Raw genomic sequence first — 18,951 nt, forward strand, 5'->3', positions numbered from 1 at the left:
TATTATCTGTTTTGTAACCAATTTTCAGGATCAGTATTTGTTGTATTTTGCAGAATCAAAAATTTGATGACCGTTTTTCCGGTATCGCCGCTAGTTCTTACTTTTCCAATACTTTGTTTGATAGAAACTTTTTCTCCCTTGCTTACAAATACTTTACTCAGGTTTTGGTAAACGCTAAAGTAATCTCCATGCTGAATCATAACTACGGTATTTACCGGAGATAAAACCATTACACTGAAAACTTCACCTGCAAATACAGATCTTGCGTTTGCCCCGTCTTCTGTTGTAATTTCAACTCCTGAATTATGTACAGAAATTGAAGGATATAGTGGGTGAGGCTGATCTCCATAACCTAGTGAAATAAATCCTTTTTCTACCGGCCAAGGCAGTCTTCCTTTATTCGCTTTAAAATCGGCAGCTAAAACTTTATCTTCCGGAGTCATTGCGATTTTAGAAGATGAGACTGGTTTTACAGTTGTAGACCCAGGATTTTCTTTTGCTTTTTCTAACGCTGCTTTTCTGTTTGCTTCGGCAATTGCTTCACGAATCAAACGATCAATTTGTCTGTCAATTCTTTTTGATTCGCTTTGTTTTGCTCTAATATCAGCAGCAATTCTGTTTTTATCTTTTTTAATCGCATTAACAAGCTTTTGCTGTTCTTTTTTCTCTACTTCTAAACTTTGTTTTTCTTTTTCGTTTTCAACAATAATCTTTTTCTTAACTTGTCTCTGCCCATCTAGTTTTGCATTAAATTCAACTAGTTGTGCAGTTTTAGACTGAATTTCTAAACCTTGATTTTTTCTGAAATTAGTATATTGTTTTAAATATTGCGCTCTTTTGTAGGCTTGTAAAAAACTTTCTGAAGATAAAATAAACATTGCCCTGCTTTGCTCAGAACGGCTTTTATACGATTTCAAAATCATTTTTGCATAATCTTCTTTTAAAACAGCCAGTTCTTTTTTCAGCTTATTAACCTGAACCTGGTTAATATACATATCGTTGCTTAAAATTCTTTCCTGCTTTGCTGTTGTATTGATCAGCTTTTCTTTAAGTTTAATTTTATTTGCCTGAATTAAATATTCATTCACTGCTGATTTTTCTTTTTTCCTTACAGACTGCAGCATTTTTTCGTTGTCTTTTATTTCCTGAAGAATCTGCGCTTTGCGCTGTTCAAGTTTTTCTTGCTGCGAATCTTGTGCCCAGACAAAAGTCGTGGCGCAAACAAAAATTAGGCTTAGGAGAAATTTTGGCATCTTTCTATTTATCTTTTTACAAATTTACTTAATTAAAACTTTTTTATAACCGCTCGGCACACTATACGGAAAAGAAAGTTCTTCATTAAATGATATATTATTATAATTCAAATTAATATTGGTTGTTCCTTTTGGCTGCAACGCATTAATTACTAATGATGTTGGAATAGTTCCCTGATTGAAAGTTTTAGTATCTGAATAATTAATTTCTAATTTTCTGTTTTCAGATGGCTGCGAAATCTCTTCTTTTTGAAGCAAATATTTTTCCGGATCTAAATAAAATGCTTTTTTAATATTCTCTTCTTTTTGATCTTCTAAACGAAAAAGATTTTCTACAATTGTCTGTGTATAATCTCCCTTTCTTAAATCATCAAAAGCTTCTCCAATCAATAAATTCTGAACTTTATTATAATCTAATTCCGTTCCCAGCCATTTACTCAAACTGCTAAAATCCCCTTCATAATAAGTGCCGTTTATTTTTTCGTAATAACTTACAACTGTTGGCGTTATTAAAGCTTTTGCCATTGTTATTCCTAAGAATCTAACACTTATTAAAATCTGTTTATCTTTCTCGATTTTTATATCGGCTGTAACATTCTGACTTTGCTTTTCGTCTTCATATCTTGCGCTTGCTCTTATACTTAAAGTCGAAAAATCTAATTTGTTTTCGTAATGTTTTTCGATTGCTTTATTGTCTTTTTTTGCGACAACTTCGGTAGTATTATTGTTTTGAACAACGACGGCTTTTGATTTACATGAAATCATAAAAACCGGCATTAATGCAATTGCAATATATTTTTTCATCTTAATTTCTCCTTACTTCTTTTGTTTTAATAATTCATTTGCCTTCAAAAAGTATTCCTCTTTTTTCTTAGCATCTCCTAATCCATTATATGCCTCTCCCAATTGAATATTAAAATTTGCCTCTAATTTTTTATCATCAACGACATAATCAAGTCCCATTTCTAAAACGGTTTTTGCGTTTTTAAATTGTTGCAGCTGATTGCTTCCCAAACCTGCATAATAATAAAATTGAGGCTGGCTTGGATAAACTTCGATCATCGTCATAGCTCTTTTTGTCATTGGTGCAAATTGTTTTGCCTGAGCATAAGCATCAAGCAAAAGCAAGTTAGTTTCACGATCTGTGTCTGAATTGGCAATTAAATCTTTTTCGTAATATTTAATAGCGTTCTCAAACTGGTTTTTACTATGATAAAATTTTCCAATTTCTTTAGCAACGTCAACATCTTTATCATTGTCAAAATAAGAAATGGCTTTTTCTAAATCCGGAGCATATTGCGGATTTTTATTTACATAAATCAAAAACTCATTTAAAGTTCGATGTTTAATTTTTGAATCAATTTTTGAGCTTGACAAAATTACATTCATCGACTTAATGGCTTTGTCTGCCTGATTTGCATCTAAATAACTTTTAAACAAACTTACTTGTCCCCATTCAGAATTTGGAATTTCTTTTGCCAATTGTTTTGCAACTTCTAAAGCTTTATCTGTTTCTTCTGATTTTGAATATAAAAAAATCAGATTTACATAATTTGATTCTTCTTTCGGATTCTTTTTAATTTGATCAATTAAATTTGAAATCTCAGCGTTTTGATATTTCCCCTGTGATAAAATCTGTGTTTTATAGCGATCACGATCTTCTGATTTTCCGAATTTATCGTTCATTTCGTTAATCGTCACAAGCGCTTTATCGTATTGATTTGTAAGCATATATAACGAAATAAGATCGTCTTTATATTCTTCATCAAAAACAATGATTTTTTGAATCGTTTCTATCGCCAGAGGATAGTTTTTGGTTTCATAACTTACATCGTAAATTCCTAACCAATACCATTTGTTTTTTGGATTTAGCTGTGTGGCTTTTTCAAATGCTTTTTGGGCATTTTGATATTCTTTTAATGCCAGATAATTTTTTCCAAGTTCAAAATAAGCGACAGCATCTGAAGGCTTTATTTTTATACATTTTTCTAAAGATGTTATTGCTTTATCGTAGTTTTCGATCCCTTTTTGTTTCAAAGATTCGTAAAAAGCATCTTGGTATTCATCTGGTGCTAAAGCAATATCTTCTGGTTCCGTTTGTGCGAAAACCGAAGCTGAATTGCTTAGTAAAGCAAAAAATAAAATTATCAAAATCCTTTTTTTCATTTTTTTACAAATCTCTTTTTTATTCTAAAACCGAATAATCTCCAATGCTAATACTTGTAAATTTTCCATCATAACTAACATGATTTCCAATCATAGCATTATCTAAGTTAGCATTTTTTATTTGAGAATAAGTCTGTATTAAGCTATTTTTAATAGAACTGTCGATTACATGGCAGCCTTTTCCTATTGAAACATTTGGTCCAACTGTTGCATTTTTCAGCACAACATTTTCACCAATATAACATGGAGGAATGATTGTTGCATTTTCTAAAGTTACATCGTAATCAACTAAATGTTCTCCATCATTATGCAAAAATCCTAACATTCTACTGTTGGTTTCAACGGTAACATCTTTGTTCCCGCAGTCCATCCATTCGTCAACACTTCCGGTTTTGAAAATTTTACCGTTAGCCATCATGGCTTTGATGCCGTCGTTGATTTGATATTCACCTCCATTTTGAATGTTATTATCTAAAACTCCCTGAAGCTCTTTTTTCAGATCTCCAACTTCTTTAAAATAATAAATTCCAATCACAGCCAAATCACTAACAAATTCTTTTGGTTTTTCAACCAATTCTATAATTTCATTATTCTGATTTAATTTTACAACACCAAAAGCTTCCGGCTGATCAACTTGTTTTACCCAAATTACAGCATCGGCTGCCGGATCTAATTCAAAATCGGCTCTAATTAAAGTATCAGCATAAGCAATAACCGCTGGTCCAGATAACGATTCTTTTGCACACATAATAGCATGCCCGGTTCCTAAAGGTAAATCCTGACGATAAATTGAAACTTTTGCTCCTAAACCTTGTGCCAAATCTTGTAAACTTGCGACAACATCATCTCCAAAAAATGCCTCATCTCCAAGAATAAATGCAACTTCCTCAATTGGTTCTTTTAATATTTTTGCAATATCCTCCACTAAACGGTGCACGATTGATTTTCCTGCAACCGGAATTAATGGCTTTGGAACAGTTAAAGTATGAGGTCTCAGTCTTGATCCGCGACCCGCCATTGGAACGATTATTTTCATCTATTTTTATTTTATGTGGGAAGATTAAAAAAATCTTCAGTTTGGTTAGTTCAAGTTTTAATTTTTAAAATTTACAGAAGTTCTACAGCCTTATCAAAAAAACTGTAAACTGCGACTGAAACTGGAAACTTATTTCACTCCAGTGCTTCCAAATCCGCCTGCTCCTCTTGAAGTTTCTGTTAGTTCTTCAACTTCAACCCATTCTGCTCTTTCGTGTTTGGCTATAATTAACTGCGCAATTCTTTCTCCGTTTTCAATTACAAATTCTTCATTTGATAAATTTACCAAAATCACTCCTATTTCACCTCTGTAATCAGCATCGACGGTTCCCGGAGAATTTAAAACGGTAACTCCTTTTTTTGCAGCCAAACCGCTTCTTGGTCTAACCTGTGCTTCGTAACCAATTGGCAATTCAATAAAAAGTCCGGTTTTTACAATTGTTCTTTCTAAAGGTTTTAACGTAATTGGTTCTATAATATTGGCACGCAAGTCCATTCCTGCAGAAGCAATTGTTTCGTAATTTGGTAAATCGTGTTGTGATTTATTGATAATTTGTATTTTCATTTTTATTATAAAAGATTAAAAAAGCACTTTTACTTTCTATTCATTATTCCTTTGATTGTGTCTTTTTCGTTGTGATAAACAAAGTACATAAAGCCTAACAATAATGGAATTCCAACGAAATAATTTTCTCTAAATCCGTAAAAAGAAATGGCAGAAAATAAAATTGAGATTCCTAAATAAGCCGAAATTTTATTCATGTCGTATGGAATAGGATAATATTTGTTTCCTAAAACATACGATATTAACATCATACTTCCGTAGGCAGAAATTGTTGCAATTGCTGAACCGTAATAACTATACTTTGGAATTAAAAAATAATTTAAAAGCAAGGTTACAATTGCTCCAACAATTGAAATGTATGCTCCAATTTTTGTTTTGTCTGTTAACTTATACCAAACCGATAAATTGTTATAGATTCCTAAAAAGAAATTTGCCAGAATAATTAACGGAACTACTTTCATGGCTTCCCAATAGGATTTATTGTCTAATAAAAGATATTTAAGAATGTCTGCAAAAACAATAACTCCTAATAAAATCAGTGAACCCAGAATCACAAAATATTTTGTAATTACGGCATAAGTCTGCGGTGCATTTTCGTTTTTTGCATGGCTGAAAAAGAAAGGTTCAATTCCTAATCTAAAAGCGGTTGCAAACAAAACCATAAATAAACCTAGTTTATAACAGGCAGAATATGCTCCAACTTCTGATTTTGCAAGATTTTCAGGAAGTAAATATCCTAATAAGATTTTATCGAAATGTTCATTAACTGCAAATGCAAGTCCGGCAACTAAAATTGGCAGACCGTATTTCATCATTTTTTTCCAAAGTATGGGATCAAATTTTCGCCCAAGCGAAAGATAATTTGGAGAAAGTACAATGAAAGTTGCTAAACTTGCCAGCAGGTTAGCGATGAAAATATAGGCAATCTGGAAATTTTCTACATATAAATTATCCCAAACCGAATTAGGATGTGAAGCTGCAAGTTTTGGCAGATACAGTAAAAAGAAAATATTCAGCAGTAAATTAATTACCACGTTTCCAATTTTAATAGCAGCATAAACCATTGGCCTTTGATTAGCTCTTAATTTTGAAAACGGTACTAAAACCAATGCATCTAAAACTAAAATCCAAACAGAATAAGTAATGTACTGCGCATCAACTTCGGCCCAGTTTGCCAGGGTATTTCTAAAAATTAAAGCCGCAAATAAGAATCCAATTGATGACCAAAATATTGATATTGTAGAAGTAGCGATTACATTTTTTTTATCTTCTTCGGCACTATAAAATCTAAAAAAGGCGGTTTCCATTCCATAAGAAAGAACTACGTTAAAGAAAACCATCCAAGACAAAACGATTGAAACTTCGCCATATTCGGCGGTCGGTAAAATACCTGTATATAATCTGACCAATAAAAAACTGAGCATTCGTGGTAAAACGGTTGCCAGTCCATAAATTGCAGTTTGTTTGAATAGATTTTTATATAATCCCAAAATAATTAGTAATAAAGTTCGCAAAACAAAAATAACCAATTCTTTGGTTTTATTAGTGTTTTTGACGGTTCAATAAAAAAACTTAGCGATAATTTTAATGTGTTAATTTATTTTCGTCTAAAACTTTCACAAAATGAAAACCTTTTGGACCATATCCCTGATTATAATAAAATCTATGTGCCCCAAAATTTCCCGTAAAAGCGTCAAGAACAATACTGCTGCAGCCTAAGTCTAGTGCTTTTTGTTCAATATAATCCGTAAGCATTTTTCCAATTCCTTTAGAGCGATATTCTGGATTTACCACAAAATTGTCAATTTCGAGATATTTTCCTGTCCATAATTTGGTTGCTGACCAACATCCTGTAATACCCAAACAAACTTCATTTTCTAAAACTCCAATCTGGATGTAATTATGTGGAACCATTTCAGAAAGAAATGATTGGTATTTTTCTAAAGTCAAGTTGGGATATAAAAATCTAATGGTGTCAATTTGAGCCAGCATTTCGTCAATCGTAGTAAATTCGCGTATTTGTAAAGCCATTGTGATAGAAATAGAGGTCAAAATTAATTATTTTTTTTAAGCGAGTTATATAATTAACAACACCCTAACATGTGAAATATATAAATTAAAGCCGAAAATTATGTAACTTTTTTTTAATGGTCTTTCTTAAATTTGTTACAAAGGGATTGAGAAAGCTAGATACAACCCTCATAAAAAAGGAAGCACTGGGACTGATAAAGCTTGTTTGTTCCCATAAAAGACAAAGCATAAGGGATTGATTCTGCTGTATTGTAACCCTTAAAAAAACAGAGCACTGGGACTAATAAAGCTAGTTTGTTCCCATGAAAAACAAAGCACAGGGATTGATTCTGCTGAAATGTAACCCTTAAAAAAACAGAGCACTGGGATTAATAAAGCTAGTTTGTTCCCATGAAAAACAAAGCAACAGAGTGATAAAATCTGTGTCAATAATTTTATAAAATGGTATTGATTCTCAGTTTTTGGGTAAATTGAGAATCACCATTTTATAAAATTTCTTGTTTATAGATATATTCTTAAAAAAGAAAACTTCCAAAAAAAAATAGCCAGCAAATATTTGCTGGCTATTTTTTATATATCAATGAATTAATTATCCATTCAAAGCTTCTGCACCACCAACGATCTCTAAAATTTCGTTTGTAATAGCTGCCTGACGTGCTTTGTTGTAAGTTAATTTCAATTGGTTTCTTAATTCTGTCGCATTATCAGTTGCTTTATGCATAGCTGTCATACGTGCACCATGCTCTGAAGCAAATGAATCACGAATACCTTTGTATAATTGCGTTTTTAAAGACTTAGGAATTAAAGTCAAAACAATTTCTTCTTTTGAAGGTTCAAAAATATAATCTCCAGTAGAAACTGCTGCATCAGATTTAAGCGGTGCTAAAGGCAAAAACTGCTCTGTTTGAACAATTTGAGTCGCAGCATTTTTAAATTGATTGTAGATTAATTCGATTCTGTCATATTCTCCAGATAAGAATTTTTCAGTCAAATTATCAGCAATTCCGGCAACACTCTCGAAAGTTAAATTATCAAAAATTGCATTATGATGACCGTGAACTTTATGCGTTTTAGTTAAAGCATCATTTCCTTTTTTACCAATAGCAAAAACGTCAACTTGTTTTCCTGCATAAAAATCGGTACGATTCTTAATCTCTTTAATAACATTTGAATTGAATGCGCCACACAAACCCCTGTTTGAAGTTATAGCAACAAGCAATACTTTTTTTACTTCACGTTGTGTAGTGTAATCTCCTCCTACTTCACCTTCAAGTGCAGCAGAAAGATTTTGCAGTAACTCCGTTAATTTCTCGGCATAAGGGCGCATTGCAGTGATTGCATCTTGTGCTTTCTTAAGCTTTGCAGCAGAAACCATTTTCATAGCCGATGTAATCTGCATCGTCGATGAAACGGAAGTAATTCTATTACGGATTTCCTTTAAATTTGCCATCTATTAATTAGAAAATGTGACAATTTGAAAATTAGATAATCAGAACAATGATAAGTCATTTTCTAATTATCTAATTTACCAATTATCTAATTAGTTATATTTTGCTGAAATTTCTTTTGCTGCTTTTTCGATAACATCAGTAATGTTGTCATCTAATTTACCAGCTTTCAACGCGTTAAGCGTATCTTTATGTTTACTGTTTAAGTAAGCTAAGAAATCAGCTTCAAATTCTTTTACTTTATTTACAGGAACGTTTCTTAATAAGTTTTTAGAACCAGCGTAAATAATAGCTACTTGATTTTCAACTGTATAAGGATCGTTTAAACCTTGTTTCAAGATCTCAACGTTTCTTTTTCCTTTTTCAATTACGTTTAAAGTAACAGAATCTAAGTCAGAACCAAATTTAGCAAACGCTTCTAATTCACGGAATTGAGCTTGATCTAATTTTAAAGTTCCTGAAACTTTTTTCATTGATTTAATTTGAGCATTACCTCCAACACGAGATACAGAGATACCTACGTTAATTGCAGGACGAACCCCTGAATTGAACAAATCTCCATCAAGGAAAATCTGACCATCAGTAATCGAAATTACGTTTGTTGGGATATATGCAGAAACGTCACCAGCCTGAGTTTCAATAATTGGTAAAGCAGTCAAAGAACCACCACCTTTTACGATAGACTTGATAGAATCTGGTAAGTCATTCATGTTTTTAGCAATTCCATCATCAGCAATTACTTTACAAGCTCGCTCTAATAAACGAGAGTGCAAGTAGAAAACGTCTCCAGGGTAAGCCTCACGTCCCGGTGGTCTTCTTAATAAAAGAGAAACCTCACGGTAAGCAACAGCTTGTTTAGATAAATCATCATACACAATAAGTGCCGGACGACCTGAATCTCTAAAGTATTCTCCAATTGCAGCACCTGCGAAAGGAGCGTAAACTTGCATTGGAGCTGGGTCAGAAGCATTTGCAGCAACAATAACTGTATAAGCCATTGCTCCTTTTTCTTCTAACATTTTTGCGATTCCCGCTACAGTTGAAGCTTTTTGTCCAATTGCAACATATATACAGAATACAGGTTTTCCTGCATCAAAAAATTCTTTTTGATTTAAGATTGTATCGATACAAACAGTTGATTTACCTGTTTGACGGTCACCAATTACAAGCTCACGTTGTCCACGACCTACCGGGATCATAGCATCAACCGCTTTGACTCCAGTTTGTAATGGTTCAGTTACTGGCTGACGGAAGATAACTCCTGGCGCTTTTCTTTCTAAAGGCATTTCGTATAAATCTCCACCAATTGGTCCTTTTCCGTCGATTGGAAAACCAAGAGTGTTAACTACACGTCCTACCATTTGCTCACCTACTTTAAGAGAAGCAATACGTTGAGTTCTTTTTGCAGTAGATCCTTCTTTGATTCCTGTTGATGGTCCTAAAAGTACCACGCCAACGTTGTCTTCTTCAAGGTTCAATACGATACCTTCCATACCGTTATCGAATTCTACTAACTCACCATATTGAACATTAGACAGCCCGTAAACACGAGCAATACCATCTCCAACTTGAAGTACTGTTCCTACTTCCTCTAGCGTAGCACCAGATTCAAAACCTTCTACTTGCTTTCTTAATATTGCTGAAATTTCAGCAGGTTTGATTTCCGCCATCTTAATTTATAATTTAGACACTTTTTATGTGTAATAAAACTAATTACTTAACTCTCTTTTTAATACTTGCAATCTGTTTGCTACTGATGCATTGTATTGATTATCTCCTATTCTTAAAATAAATCCACCAATGATTGAAGGATCTACTATATTTTCAATTGTAATTTTTTTATCTGACAAAGTTGCAATTTTAGCCAAAACTTTAGCTTCTAATACAGCATCCATAGGAATTGCTGTAGTAACTTTTGCTACTTCAATACCATTACTTTGATCAAATAATTTGCTGTATTCTACTGCAATTGCATCTAGAATTTCAAATCTTTTATTTTCAAATAATAAATGAAATAAACCTTTTGTTACACCATTTACATTTGCGAAAACTTCTAAAAGAGCACTTTGCTTAACCTCAACTTTTGTAGTTGGGTTTTGAATAAATGTACTCAATTCTGCATTTGTCTCAATTGCAAAAGCAATTGACTTCATATCGTTATTGACAACTTCGGCAACACCTTTAGAGTTTGCTAAGTCTAGAATTGCTTTTGCATAACGAATTGCTGCTCTTGTACTTGCCATAATCTTAGTTTAACTTTACGTCACCTAACATTTTCTCTACTAATTTAGTTTGAGATTCTTTGTTAGATAATTCTTCTTTCAATAATTTTTCAGCAATACTTAATGATAAAGTTGAAACTTGAGATTTCAATTCTGCCATTGCAGCATTTTTTTCACTTTCGATAGCGGCTTTAGCCTGTTCGATCATTTTTTGACCTTGTGCTTGTGCTTCGTTTTTAGAATCAGCAATCATTTTCTCTTTCATTTCGCGAGCTTCTTTTAACATAGCATCACGTTCTGCACGAGCTTCGTTCAATATTCTTTGATTGTCAGCTTGCAAGTTTTCCATTTCCTGTCTAGCGTTCTCAGCAGAAAGTAATGCATCTTTAATACCTTGCTCTCTTTCGTTTACTGCATCAAGAATTGGTTTCCAGGCGAATTTTTTCAATAAAAATATTAATCCAACAAATATTAGAATCTGCCAAAAGAACAAACCGAACTCAAACTGATTTATTAACTTTTCCATTATATATGATTATAAATTTTAAATTATGTCTTTTTAACTGCCAAGGCAATTTTAATGTTTTATTTTTAAAACAATAGTTACAACCAACCGTTGCAACTATTGTTTTTTGTGTTTTAATTAAGCAGCGAATAACGCAGCGAAACCAATTCCTTCAATAAGTGCAGCAGCAATAAGCATAGCTGTTTGGATTTTTCCTGAAGCTTCTGGCTGACGAGCAATTGCGTCCATTGCTGAACCACCAATTCTACCAATACCTAAAGCAGCTCCGATTACGATTAATCCTGCTCCAATGAAATTTAAACCGTTCATATATGTATATATTAAAAATTAAACATTCAATTTGATTTTAGATTTTTGAATGCAGCTTTTAGATTGAAATAATCTGAAAAGCTAAACTCTGAAATCTAATTTTAATGGTGAGCTTCCTCATGATGATGCTCTTCTACTGCTGAACCAAAATAAAGTGCAGACAGCATTGTAAAAATATAGGCTTGTAAAAATGCAACTAAAATCTCTAGTATAGAAAGTGCAAATGATAATCCAAAAGATAAACTGCTTCCAATCCAGCTTTTAAAAATAAACATTAATCCAATGATACTCATTAATACAATGTGACCTGCAAAGATATTTGCATACAAACGAATCATTAATGAAAATGGTTTGATGAAAACTCCTAACAATTCAATTGGAGCCAAAATAATTCGCATTGGTTTTGGCACTCCCGGCATCCAGAAAATGTGACCCCAGTAGTTTTTATTTGCGGTAAGGTTTGTAATTAAGAAAGTAAGAATTGCTAACGAAAATGTAATTGTTAAATTACCTGTAGCATTAATTCCTAGTGGGGTTAATCCAAAAATATTTAAAAACAATACAAAGAAAAATATTGTCAATAAATAACTCATGTATTTTTTATAATGCTTTTCGCCAATATTAGGAATAGCAACTTCGTCACGAATGAAAACTACAAGCGGTTCGAAAAATCTTCCTGCTCCAGAAGCGATTCCTCCATTTTTAGCATATGATTTTGCTAAACTTGTAAATAACCAAAACATTAATAAAGCTGCAACAAAAATAGAAAGTACTGTTTTTGTAATTGAAAAGTCTAACGGACGAACATTTGTTGGATGACCAGTTTTTTCATCTTCTGTAATTGTTCCGGCAGCATCTGTTTTGTAGATTTTACCATCATGATGATTAATCACGTAATAATTTCCGTTTGATTCTGCTACTGCATGACCGTGGTTAAATTTTGAAGAAGAAAAAATTTGAAGACCATTATCCCAAATAATTACCGGTAATGGAAATCCATAATATTTACCTGTCTCATCATCTTGTGTTAAAGTAAAATCATGAGAGTCCAAAACGTGGTGGCCAATAAATGCCTTAATTTTAGATTTTACATCAGTTGGTTCTGCATGGTGCCCTTCAGAAGCTGCTTCATGAGCTGTTTCAGTTTGAACATGCGCCGAGTCTTTTTCTGAATTAGAAAAGCTCATTAGTGGAAGACAAGCTACAAAAGCTGCAAGAATAAATCTGAGTGGTTTGTTTGAAATCACCATATCTGTGGAAATTCTTATTTTTTATGTTTCTAAAATTTGGTGCAAAGGTACATTTTTTATTAATATTCAAAAGGATATGAAAAATTATTTTTGAACCTTGTTTTAAAGAATCCTCATTTTAACGCTTTTCATTTAATAATCGGATAGTTAAAATCGTTTGAAATAACAAAAACAGAATAAATGTTACGAAAAAATTGATTTTTTCAACACGGATATTGTGAATCTTATCAGATAAAATCGGCCGCAAAACAAAATAATACAGAAACATTTGAATAAAAGTTCCAAGCATAAAAAACATTCCGATGCTGTCGAATTTATCTTTTTTGAATTTTACTGTTAGTATTAATAATAAGACAGAAAAAAATAAAAAGATCAAATACAATACTTCTACACTATAATAAAAGTTTTGATCGTTGATTTCAAAAACATAAAAAGCTCCCTTATGTATTACATAGGAAGCAAATGCCAGAATAAGCAAATGAAGAATAAGTTTGTAGTTTTTTAAAAACATCCTGAACAATTTTTTGCAAAGATGCAATATTTATTCAAGCTGTTTTTAAAACTTAATTTACTTTGTTTTGTTGATTTCGTTTACCTGACGGATTACATTATATAATGCAATTGCAACACCAACCATAACCAATATCTTATTATAGTATATCTTTTCATTTGGATGGTTTTCATCTAACCAGGTTCCTAAATAAGAAAACAAAAAAATAATAACCCCCATTTGAATAGGAATATTTATGAGGGCTATCCATTTATTGTTTTGTTTTTTATTCGGATCCTTTTCCATCTTTTACCGTTACTTCTTTATTATGAGTAAGCATTGTACATGTTGCTGTAAACTCTGCTCCCGGCTCTATAGAAAGTTTTCCAACGGCAACTTCGCCGTGAATTTTTGCCGATGCTTTAATATTAAGGATTTCGAGAACTTTAATTTTTCCATGAAATTCTCCTTCAATATCAGCATTATTACAAATGATTTCTCCTTTTATTACGCCTGTTGCGCCTATCACTAATTTTCCCTGCGAGGTGAAATTTCCAATCAATTCGCCATCTAATCTAAAATCAGCTTTTGAGACAATGTCTCCTACAATAGAAGTTCCTTCAACAATTCGGTTTGTTTTTCCTAAAAGTTCTGTTCCGTTTTTTTTTACTTTGTCAAACATTATATTATGGGTTTTTTGGGGCGAGGTAGGCGTCTAGGTTCTTTTTAATTTGAACCACTTTGTAATTATCCGTTGACATAATTATTGCCGGATGTACAATTTTATATTTTTTATCATCTCTCAAAACTCCCGCAACATCATTGGCATATGCTTCTGATTTTAAACCATGAATAGCCACAAAACTTTGTGTTCTATTATATTTGTCAAAGGAAGTTGTTAATCTTTCAAAATTTTCGACTAACAAAAATACTCTAATAGCTTCTTCAATTTGTTTAAGCGTTTTAGAATCATTATTAGGAATTAAATATAAAATTTTCCAGTTTTTATTATCTACAGTTGTAAAACTAAGTCTTTCTAAAGTTGGAACTTGTTTCTCAAGAATTTCTCTGGCATTTTTTCCTTCTTCACTATTTGGATAATTATCTGCCACGTTTTCTAAACCTTTTTTATAGGCTTCTAATCCGTTGACTTTTCCTAAAGTGTTTGCTTTTAGTAATTCAAATTTAGAAACAATATCTTCTCCGGAATATTGATTGATTAAATTATCGATATTATCTAATACAATATCGAATTTTTCTTCCTGAAATAGTTTATACCATTTTTGGTATTCCTTTTCGGGTGACGCTATATCATCAGCATTTGTATTATTCAAAATCTGAGCATATCTCGAAGTTGGATAATTTGTTGTTATGTCTGATTTAATTTTTGCTGCTTTTTCCGGATCAGTAATTTGATAGATTTTATACAAATTATACATCGACGGAAGCACCAATTTTTCTTCAGGATTATTTTTAAGTAATTGTTCCAGTTTATCACTTGCCAATTTATATTCCTTAAATTTCTCCTTATATATAAGACCTAATTGATAATAGGCAAAATTGCGTTCTTTACCAATACTGTCCATTGCTGTTTGTGTTTTCGGAAGCTGTTTTTCATAAAAAGCAGTTGTATACTTTTCTATAACAACTGTGTCTTTCAATTTAGCAGCCTCTGCTTCATTTATACTGTCATTGAGCATCGCTGCATCATTTGCAGATTTTATTGTGGCCAGTCTCCAGTTTCCGCCAAGCGTTCTGTTACCCCACATTTTTTTAAACTGCAACTTTCCGTAGGCAACTGTCGTTGGGTTATAAAAATAAAAAGTACTTGCAGCAGCATCATTTCCAGATGGGGGTCTTATTCCGTCATCAGGATCTATAGGTTTACCTAATGAATTCGGATTTACTGCAGTTGGTGCATTCGATGCATTTGTGTTTCGGTCAATATTAGCTAACTTCTCTTTTTCTTTTTCTTCCTGAATTCGTTTAGCTTCATCTTTCTTTCTAAGTTCTGCTATATAATTTTCAAAGTAAATTTTTCTTTCAGTATCTGGCAGTCCGTATACTTTAATAATACTGTCGTTTCGTTTTGCAATTCCTTCGTATTTAATTACGTTGTCAAGATTTTTTCTGTTTTTTTCGATAAAAGTAAACTCCCTTGTTTTTGGGTCTAACTTTGTCAATGTACTGTCATAATACTTAGCAGCCATTGTATAATCTGTATTTTTAAAATACATGTTTCCAATATTTCGATAAGCCGATGCCATTAAGTAGGGATCTGTAGATTTTCTGCCTAAAGATTTATTGTAGAATTTTAATGCATTTTCATTGTCTTTCTTTTTATCATAGAAAACTCCCATTTCATAAAAAAGAACATCATAATAAGGTCGGTTTTCACGATCTGCAACTAACTTATTATAGATTTTTAAAAATATGGTGTCGTTGCCTTTTTCATAATCGTACATCTGTGCTTTTTTTGCATAAGCGTGCATCATATATTTTCTATTGGCTTTGCGATTCATGTCGATCACACCATCATAATAATATGTTGCACTGTCTTTATTTCCAACTTCCTGATACATCTGCCCTAAGATGAATTTATAACGGGCGCGGTCTTCATTTATTCTTGAAAATTCTTCTGCAATTCTAAGTTTGGCAACGGCACTGTCTCTTTCTTCTAAATTTAGGAAAGCTTCGGCCAATAAAGCATTGGCATCCGAAAATGTCTGTTTATCTAAATCTGTTTTCTTTAATAACAAATTAATGTTTTTAACCACAATCGCATCATTTCCTAAACGCATATTGGTTTTTTCGCGCCAGATTTTAGCAGTGTAAATATTGCTGCTATTTGGATATTTGTAAAGAATATAATTGAATGCATCTAAGGCCGGAATAAAACGCTGATCATAATATCTGGCTTTTCCAAGCATTAAATATGCTTCATCTATTTGATAGTTTCTTTCTCTTCCTCCAATATTCATGGAGTGTTTTTGAATTGCTTTTGTTGCTTTTGTTTCTGCTTTTTCAAAATCAGGATTTTTTGTTTTAGATCCTTCCGAAAAATTTTCATCAAACTGCATTTTTTCAATTGGAAGGAGTTTCCAGAAATTATCCTGATTGTTGGCCTGAATAGACAGCAGTCCTTTTTCAAGACCAATTCCTCCGTTATACAAAATATTGTATTTTGTACTTAAAGCGTGAGAATTTCTGTTCACAAAAGTATTATTCTTGGTAGAACATGCTATCAAAAAGAGAAAAAATGTGAGAAAAAAACTATATTTAAGAGTATTCTTTTTCAATAGAACTGATTTTAAAGCATTAACTTCTAAAAAGCATTTTTAGTATAATGACTTGTAAAAATACACTTCTTTTTTGAAACTTTAGGGACTTATACAGCAAAAAAAGATTCCAGTTCTTGTAAGGTTTCTTCTGAGGTTTGAATATCCTTTACAATTTCACCTTTATTAAGGGCAACTATTCTATCACAAACTTCAACGGTGTGTTGTAAATCGTGGCTCGAGACTAAAACGGTAACCTTTGGATTTTCAGCTAATTCTTTAATAATTTTCTTTAACCTGCTCACTGTTGTTGGATCTAAATTTGCAAAAGGTTCATCTAAAATTACTACTTCAGGGTTTCCAATAAGTGTTGCAATAATTCCAACTTTCTTTTGATTTCCTTTAGATAAATCGCGAAGGTATTTTTTATTGTTTAAAATTTCTCCATTAAAAAATTCTTCATGTCTGGCTAACAATGCATCAATATCAGCTTTATTTTGATGGCGTAAATCTCCAATAAAATAAAAATATTCTTCGGGAGTCAGATAGCCAATCAGGAAACTTTCATCTAAAAAAGAACCTGTAAAAGATTTCCAGTTTTCACTCGTATTTACCTGAATATCATTGCTTGTTATATTTCCTGTCGAAGGCTGGATTAAATCTAAAAGTAAGCTGAAAAAAGTTGTTTTTCCTGCTCCGTTGTTGCCTACCAATCCAAAACTCTGCCCTTTTGGAATTTCAAGATTATGAATATTTAAAACTGTAGTACCGTTATATTTTTTTGAAAGTTGATTTACTTGTATCATGGTGTAATTTTAGATATTGGATTGTTGATTTTAGATTTCTATCTGATAAAATTATCTCATTATCAAATTGACAGATTCTCTAATTAACTCTTTTGTTTATAAGCATTTATTGTACTGTACTTTTCGATTTTATATCTTTTTTCGATTAAAGAAAAAACCTTGTCTTTAAAAATAAAACCTAAAACGCCCGCGCCGGCAACTAAGGCTAATCCGAGGTTTTTGTTATTTAAATAAAGTCCGATTGCATACAATGCCAAAGGCAGTAAAATTTTTGGGAGCGTTAATAACATCGCACTTACATTAAACGCTTTTTTATCTCCAAAAGCACCGCCGGCATTGCTTAAATCAATTGGCGTTTTGGTAAAAGCGCCGCCTAAAAGAACCAAATGTGAATTAACTCCAATATTGTAAATCGCTCCAACTACAATTGTCAGGTAAATTTCCCAGCCAAAAAACAAATAAAACGATGCAATTATTGTCGAGAAAAAAGTAGCGATAACAATAAGCCACCATTTTGAAGTGATGTAACCGCGATACGGAATATTCTGGGTCATCATTAATTGGTAATACGAACTATCCCAGCTTGGTACAAACTGCCCAAAGACAAACAAAAATCCACCGGAAACAAATATTCCGGCAAAAATGTGCATTACAGGCGGCTGGTGCGTATTTCCAAAAAACAAAAATCCATAAAATAAAAAGAGAACACTCATAAAAATAGTTGTCTTTGATCTTTTATTTCTCTTGATAAGTTTAATGTCATTTTTAAGGAAAGTTCCCAAAGTTCCAAATTGATTCAGCCACGAAAGATTTTCTGTTACTGCAACATCTTCTTTTACAGAAAGCCCGGCATCGAGATATAGATTTTTTTTCAAAAATTTAAAACTAAAAATATATAAGCCAGCCAATACTAAAATGGGAATTAAAAACAACCCTTTTATAGTATAAAGTCCTTGAAAAAAGGGAGTTGTAAAAGTTGTAACATCAAACAATTTATAATATTGCGCGCCGCCTAAAACAAGAATTAATCCAACAAAAACAACAAATAATTTATCGATATTACTTAAAATTATGTTCAAAAAATTGTTGATATATATAAAAGAAAGCATTGCCAGATTCCAAAAAATAATAGCTGTTATATCATATCCTTCTATTACCAAAACAACTGAAAACGGAACAAAAAATAAAGCGTGAACCCAATTAAAAAAGGACAAAACGGTTTTGCCCAATGAAAAATGAACAATTACGGGTTTTTTAAAAGGTAAAACTAATAATGGTTTTATGTTCAAAACAGGAATTGATTGCAGCAGTAAACGAATTACTAAATCAAAAAGAAAATAATAAATCAGAAATCGGTTTACGGTTACTAATGGTTCCAGATGCATCTCTTTAAGAATATAAAATGCGCCAATACCCATTGCAATAAAAATTAATGAAAAATAGATCATTAAAAATCCCATTATAATTTTCATTGCCAGATTTTTACCAAATGATGCCGACCTGATAAAGGCTTTCCATTCGAGATAAATAAACTTTTTAATCATGGTTAATTGGTTTTGATTTTTGTAGTAA

At 32.1% G+C, this 18,951-nt stretch carries 18 protein-coding genes; all 18 read right to left on the minus strand.

Annotation, left to right across the window (positions count from 1 at the left end; translation table 11 throughout):
- Nucleotides 1-2: 2 nt before the first annotated feature.
- The 18 genes from LUU93_RS06860 to LUU93_RS06945 all read right to left on the minus strand — a co-directional run bounded on the left by LUU93_RS06860 (nucleotide 3) and on the right by LUU93_RS06945 (nucleotide 18,923).
- Nucleotides 3-1,253, minus strand: coding sequence for a murein hydrolase activator EnvC family protein (locus LUU93_RS06860; RefSeq protein WP_232679648.1), 1,251 nt, complete (start codon nucleotides 1,251-1,253; stop codon nucleotides 3-5).
- A 24-nt stretch (nucleotides 1,254-1,277) separates the two neighbouring features.
- Nucleotides 1,278-2,057, minus strand: a complete 780-nt coding sequence (lolB1, locus tag LUU93_RS06865; RefSeq protein WP_232679650.1) for a lipoprotein insertase outer membrane protein LolB1 — start codon at nucleotides 2,055-2,057, stop codon at nucleotides 1,278-1,280.
- Nucleotides 2,058-2,069: 12 nt separating this feature from the next.
- Nucleotides 2,070-3,419, minus strand: a complete 1,350-nt coding sequence (locus LUU93_RS06870) for a tetratricopeptide repeat protein (protein WP_232679652.1) — start codon at nucleotides 3,417-3,419, stop codon at nucleotides 2,070-2,072.
- A gap of 19 nt (nucleotides 3,420-3,438) precedes the next feature.
- Nucleotides 3,439-4,455 carry a sugar phosphate nucleotidyltransferase gene (locus LUU93_RS06875; RefSeq protein WP_232679654.1) on the minus strand — a complete coding sequence of 339 codons (1,017 nt, stop codon included), beginning with the start codon at nucleotides 4,453-4,455 and terminating at the stop codon, nucleotides 3,439-3,441.
- A gap of 129 nt (nucleotides 4,456-4,584) precedes the next feature.
- A complete protein-coding gene (dut, locus tag LUU93_RS06880; protein WP_232679656.1) occupies nucleotides 4,585-5,019 on the minus strand; it encodes a dUTP diphosphatase in 435 nt (144 codons plus the stop codon).
- 29 nt (nucleotides 5,020-5,048) lie between these two features.
- Nucleotides 5,049-6,509 (minus strand): lipopolysaccharide biosynthesis protein, encoded by a 1,461-nt coding sequence (locus LUU93_RS06885; protein WP_232679659.1) that lies wholly within the window; start codon nucleotides 6,507-6,509, stop codon nucleotides 5,049-5,051.
- Between the two features lie 94 nt (nucleotides 6,510-6,603).
- Nucleotides 6,604-7,050 carry a GNAT family N-acetyltransferase gene (locus LUU93_RS06890; RefSeq protein ID WP_232679661.1) on the minus strand — a complete coding sequence of 149 codons (447 nt, stop codon included), beginning with the start codon at nucleotides 7,048-7,050 and terminating at the stop codon, nucleotides 6,604-6,606.
- A 589-nt stretch (nucleotides 7,051-7,639) separates the two neighbouring features.
- The gene (gene atpG / locus LUU93_RS06895) at nucleotides 7,640-8,500 is read right to left on the minus strand and encodes an ATP synthase F1 subunit gamma (RefSeq protein ID WP_232679663.1); all 861 of its coding nucleotides are present in this window, start codon (nucleotides 8,498-8,500) and stop codon (nucleotides 7,640-7,642) included.
- Between the two features lie 90 nt (nucleotides 8,501-8,590).
- Nucleotides 8,591-10,168 (minus strand): F0F1 ATP synthase subunit alpha, encoded by a 1,578-nt coding sequence (atpA, locus tag LUU93_RS06900; RefSeq protein WP_232679665.1) that lies wholly within the window; start codon nucleotides 10,166-10,168, stop codon nucleotides 8,591-8,593.
- 39 nt (nucleotides 10,169-10,207) lie between these two features.
- On the minus strand, nucleotides 10,208-10,741 hold the full coding sequence (atpH, locus tag LUU93_RS06905; protein WP_232679668.1) for an ATP synthase F1 subunit delta: 534 nt from the start codon (nucleotides 10,739-10,741) through the stop codon (nucleotides 10,208-10,210).
- Between the two features lie 4 nt (nucleotides 10,742-10,745).
- A complete protein-coding gene (locus tag LUU93_RS06910; protein WP_232679670.1) occupies nucleotides 10,746-11,246 on the minus strand; it encodes a F0F1 ATP synthase subunit B in 501 nt (166 codons plus the stop codon).
- Between the two features lie 117 nt (nucleotides 11,247-11,363).
- The gene (atpE, locus tag LUU93_RS06915; protein ID WP_053472986.1) at nucleotides 11,364-11,555 is read right to left on the minus strand and encodes an ATP synthase F0 subunit C; all 192 of its coding nucleotides are present in this window, start codon (nucleotides 11,553-11,555) and stop codon (nucleotides 11,364-11,366) included.
- A gap of 101 nt (nucleotides 11,556-11,656) precedes the next feature.
- Nucleotides 11,657-12,805 (minus strand): F0F1 ATP synthase subunit A, encoded by a 1,149-nt coding sequence (gene atpB / locus LUU93_RS06920; protein ID WP_232679672.1) that lies wholly within the window; start codon nucleotides 12,803-12,805, stop codon nucleotides 11,657-11,659.
- 568 nt (nucleotides 12,806-13,373) lie between these two features.
- On the minus strand, nucleotides 13,374-13,601 hold the full coding sequence (locus tag LUU93_RS06925; RefSeq protein ID WP_232679674.1) for an AtpZ/AtpI family protein: 228 nt from the start codon (nucleotides 13,599-13,601) through the stop codon (nucleotides 13,374-13,376).
- Nucleotides 13,582-13,977 (minus strand): bactofilin family protein, encoded by a 396-nt coding sequence (locus tag LUU93_RS06930; protein WP_232679676.1) that lies wholly within the window; start codon nucleotides 13,975-13,977, stop codon nucleotides 13,582-13,584. The genes LUU93_RS06925 and LUU93_RS06930 overlap by 20 nt, the downstream gene beginning before the upstream one ends.
- Before the next feature lie 4 nt (nucleotides 13,978-13,981).
- On the minus strand, nucleotides 13,982-16,594 hold the full coding sequence (gene porW / locus LUU93_RS06935) for a type IX secretion system periplasmic lipoprotein PorW/SprE (RefSeq protein WP_232679678.1): 2,613 nt from the start codon (nucleotides 16,592-16,594) through the stop codon (nucleotides 13,982-13,984).
- An 89-nt stretch (nucleotides 16,595-16,683) separates the two neighbouring features.
- The gene (locus tag LUU93_RS06940; protein ID WP_232679680.1) at nucleotides 16,684-17,379 is read right to left on the minus strand and encodes an ABC transporter ATP-binding protein; all 696 of its coding nucleotides are present in this window, start codon (nucleotides 17,377-17,379) and stop codon (nucleotides 16,684-16,686) included.
- Between the two features lie 83 nt (nucleotides 17,380-17,462).
- On the minus strand, nucleotides 17,463-18,923 hold the full coding sequence (locus LUU93_RS06945; RefSeq protein ID WP_232679682.1) for a DUF5687 family protein: 1,461 nt from the start codon (nucleotides 18,921-18,923) through the stop codon (nucleotides 17,463-17,465).
- Between the last annotated feature and the right edge of the window lie 28 nt (nucleotides 18,924-18,951).

This window comes from Flavobacterium soyae (assembly GCF_021245985.1).
Classification (GTDB): domain Bacteria; phylum Bacteroidota; class Bacteroidia; order Flavobacteriales; family Flavobacteriaceae; genus Flavobacterium; species Flavobacterium soyae.

Excerpts from the sequence above, each read along its gene's own strand:
- LUU93_RS06860 (WP_232679648.1), bottom strand. The coding sequence starts at position 1,253 with ATGCCAAAATTTCTCCTAAGCCTAATTTTTGTTTGCGCCACGACTTTT.
- lolB1 (WP_232679650.1), bottom strand. The coding sequence starts at position 2,057 with ATGAAAAAATATATTGCAATTGCATTAATGCCGGTTTTTATGATTTCA.
- LUU93_RS06870 (WP_232679652.1), bottom strand. The coding sequence starts at position 3,419 with ATGAAAAAAAGGATTTTGATAATTTTATTTTTTGCTTTACTAAGCAAT.
- LUU93_RS06875 (WP_232679654.1), bottom strand. The coding sequence starts at position 4,455 with ATGAAAATAATCGTTCCAATGGCGGGTCGCGGATCAAGACTGAGACCT.
- dut (WP_232679656.1), bottom strand. The coding sequence starts at position 5,019 with ATGAAAATACAAATTATCAATAAATCACAACACGATTTACCAAATTAC.
- LUU93_RS06890 (WP_232679661.1), bottom strand. The coding sequence starts at position 7,050 with ATGGCTTTACAAATACGCGAATTTACTACGATTGACGAAATGCTGGCT.
- atpG (WP_232679663.1), bottom strand. The coding sequence starts at position 8,500 with ATGGCAAATTTAAAGGAAATCCGTAATAGAATTACTTCCGTTTCATCG.
- atpA (WP_232679665.1), bottom strand. The coding sequence starts at position 10,168 with ATGGCGGAAATCAAACCTGCTGAAATTTCAGCAATATTAAGAAAGCAA.
- atpH (WP_232679668.1), bottom strand. The coding sequence starts at position 10,741 with ATGGCAAGTACAAGAGCAGCAATTCGTTATGCAAAAGCAATTCTAGAC.
- LUU93_RS06910 (WP_232679670.1), bottom strand. The coding sequence starts at position 11,246 with ATGGAAAAGTTAATAAATCAGTTTGAGTTCGGTTTGTTCTTTTGGCAG.
- atpE (WP_053472986.1), bottom strand. The coding sequence starts at position 11,555 with ATGAACGGTTTAAATTTCATTGGAGCAGGATTAATCGTAATCGGAGCT.
- atpB (WP_232679672.1), bottom strand. The coding sequence starts at position 12,805 with ATGGTGATTTCAAACAAACCACTCAGATTTATTCTTGCAGCTTTTGTA.
- LUU93_RS06925 (WP_232679674.1), bottom strand. The coding sequence starts at position 13,601 with ATGGAAAAGGATCCGAATAAAAAACAAAACAATAAATGGATAGCCCTC.
- LUU93_RS06930 (WP_232679676.1), bottom strand. The coding sequence starts at position 13,977 with ATGTTTGACAAAGTAAAAAAAAACGGAACAGAACTTTTAGGAAAAACA.
- LUU93_RS06940 (WP_232679680.1), bottom strand. The coding sequence starts at position 17,379 with ATGATACAAGTAAATCAACTTTCAAAAAAATATAACGGTACTACAGTT.
- LUU93_RS06945 (WP_232679682.1), bottom strand. The coding sequence starts at position 18,923 with ATGATTAAAAAGTTTATTTATCTCGAATGGAAAGCCTTTATCAGGTCG.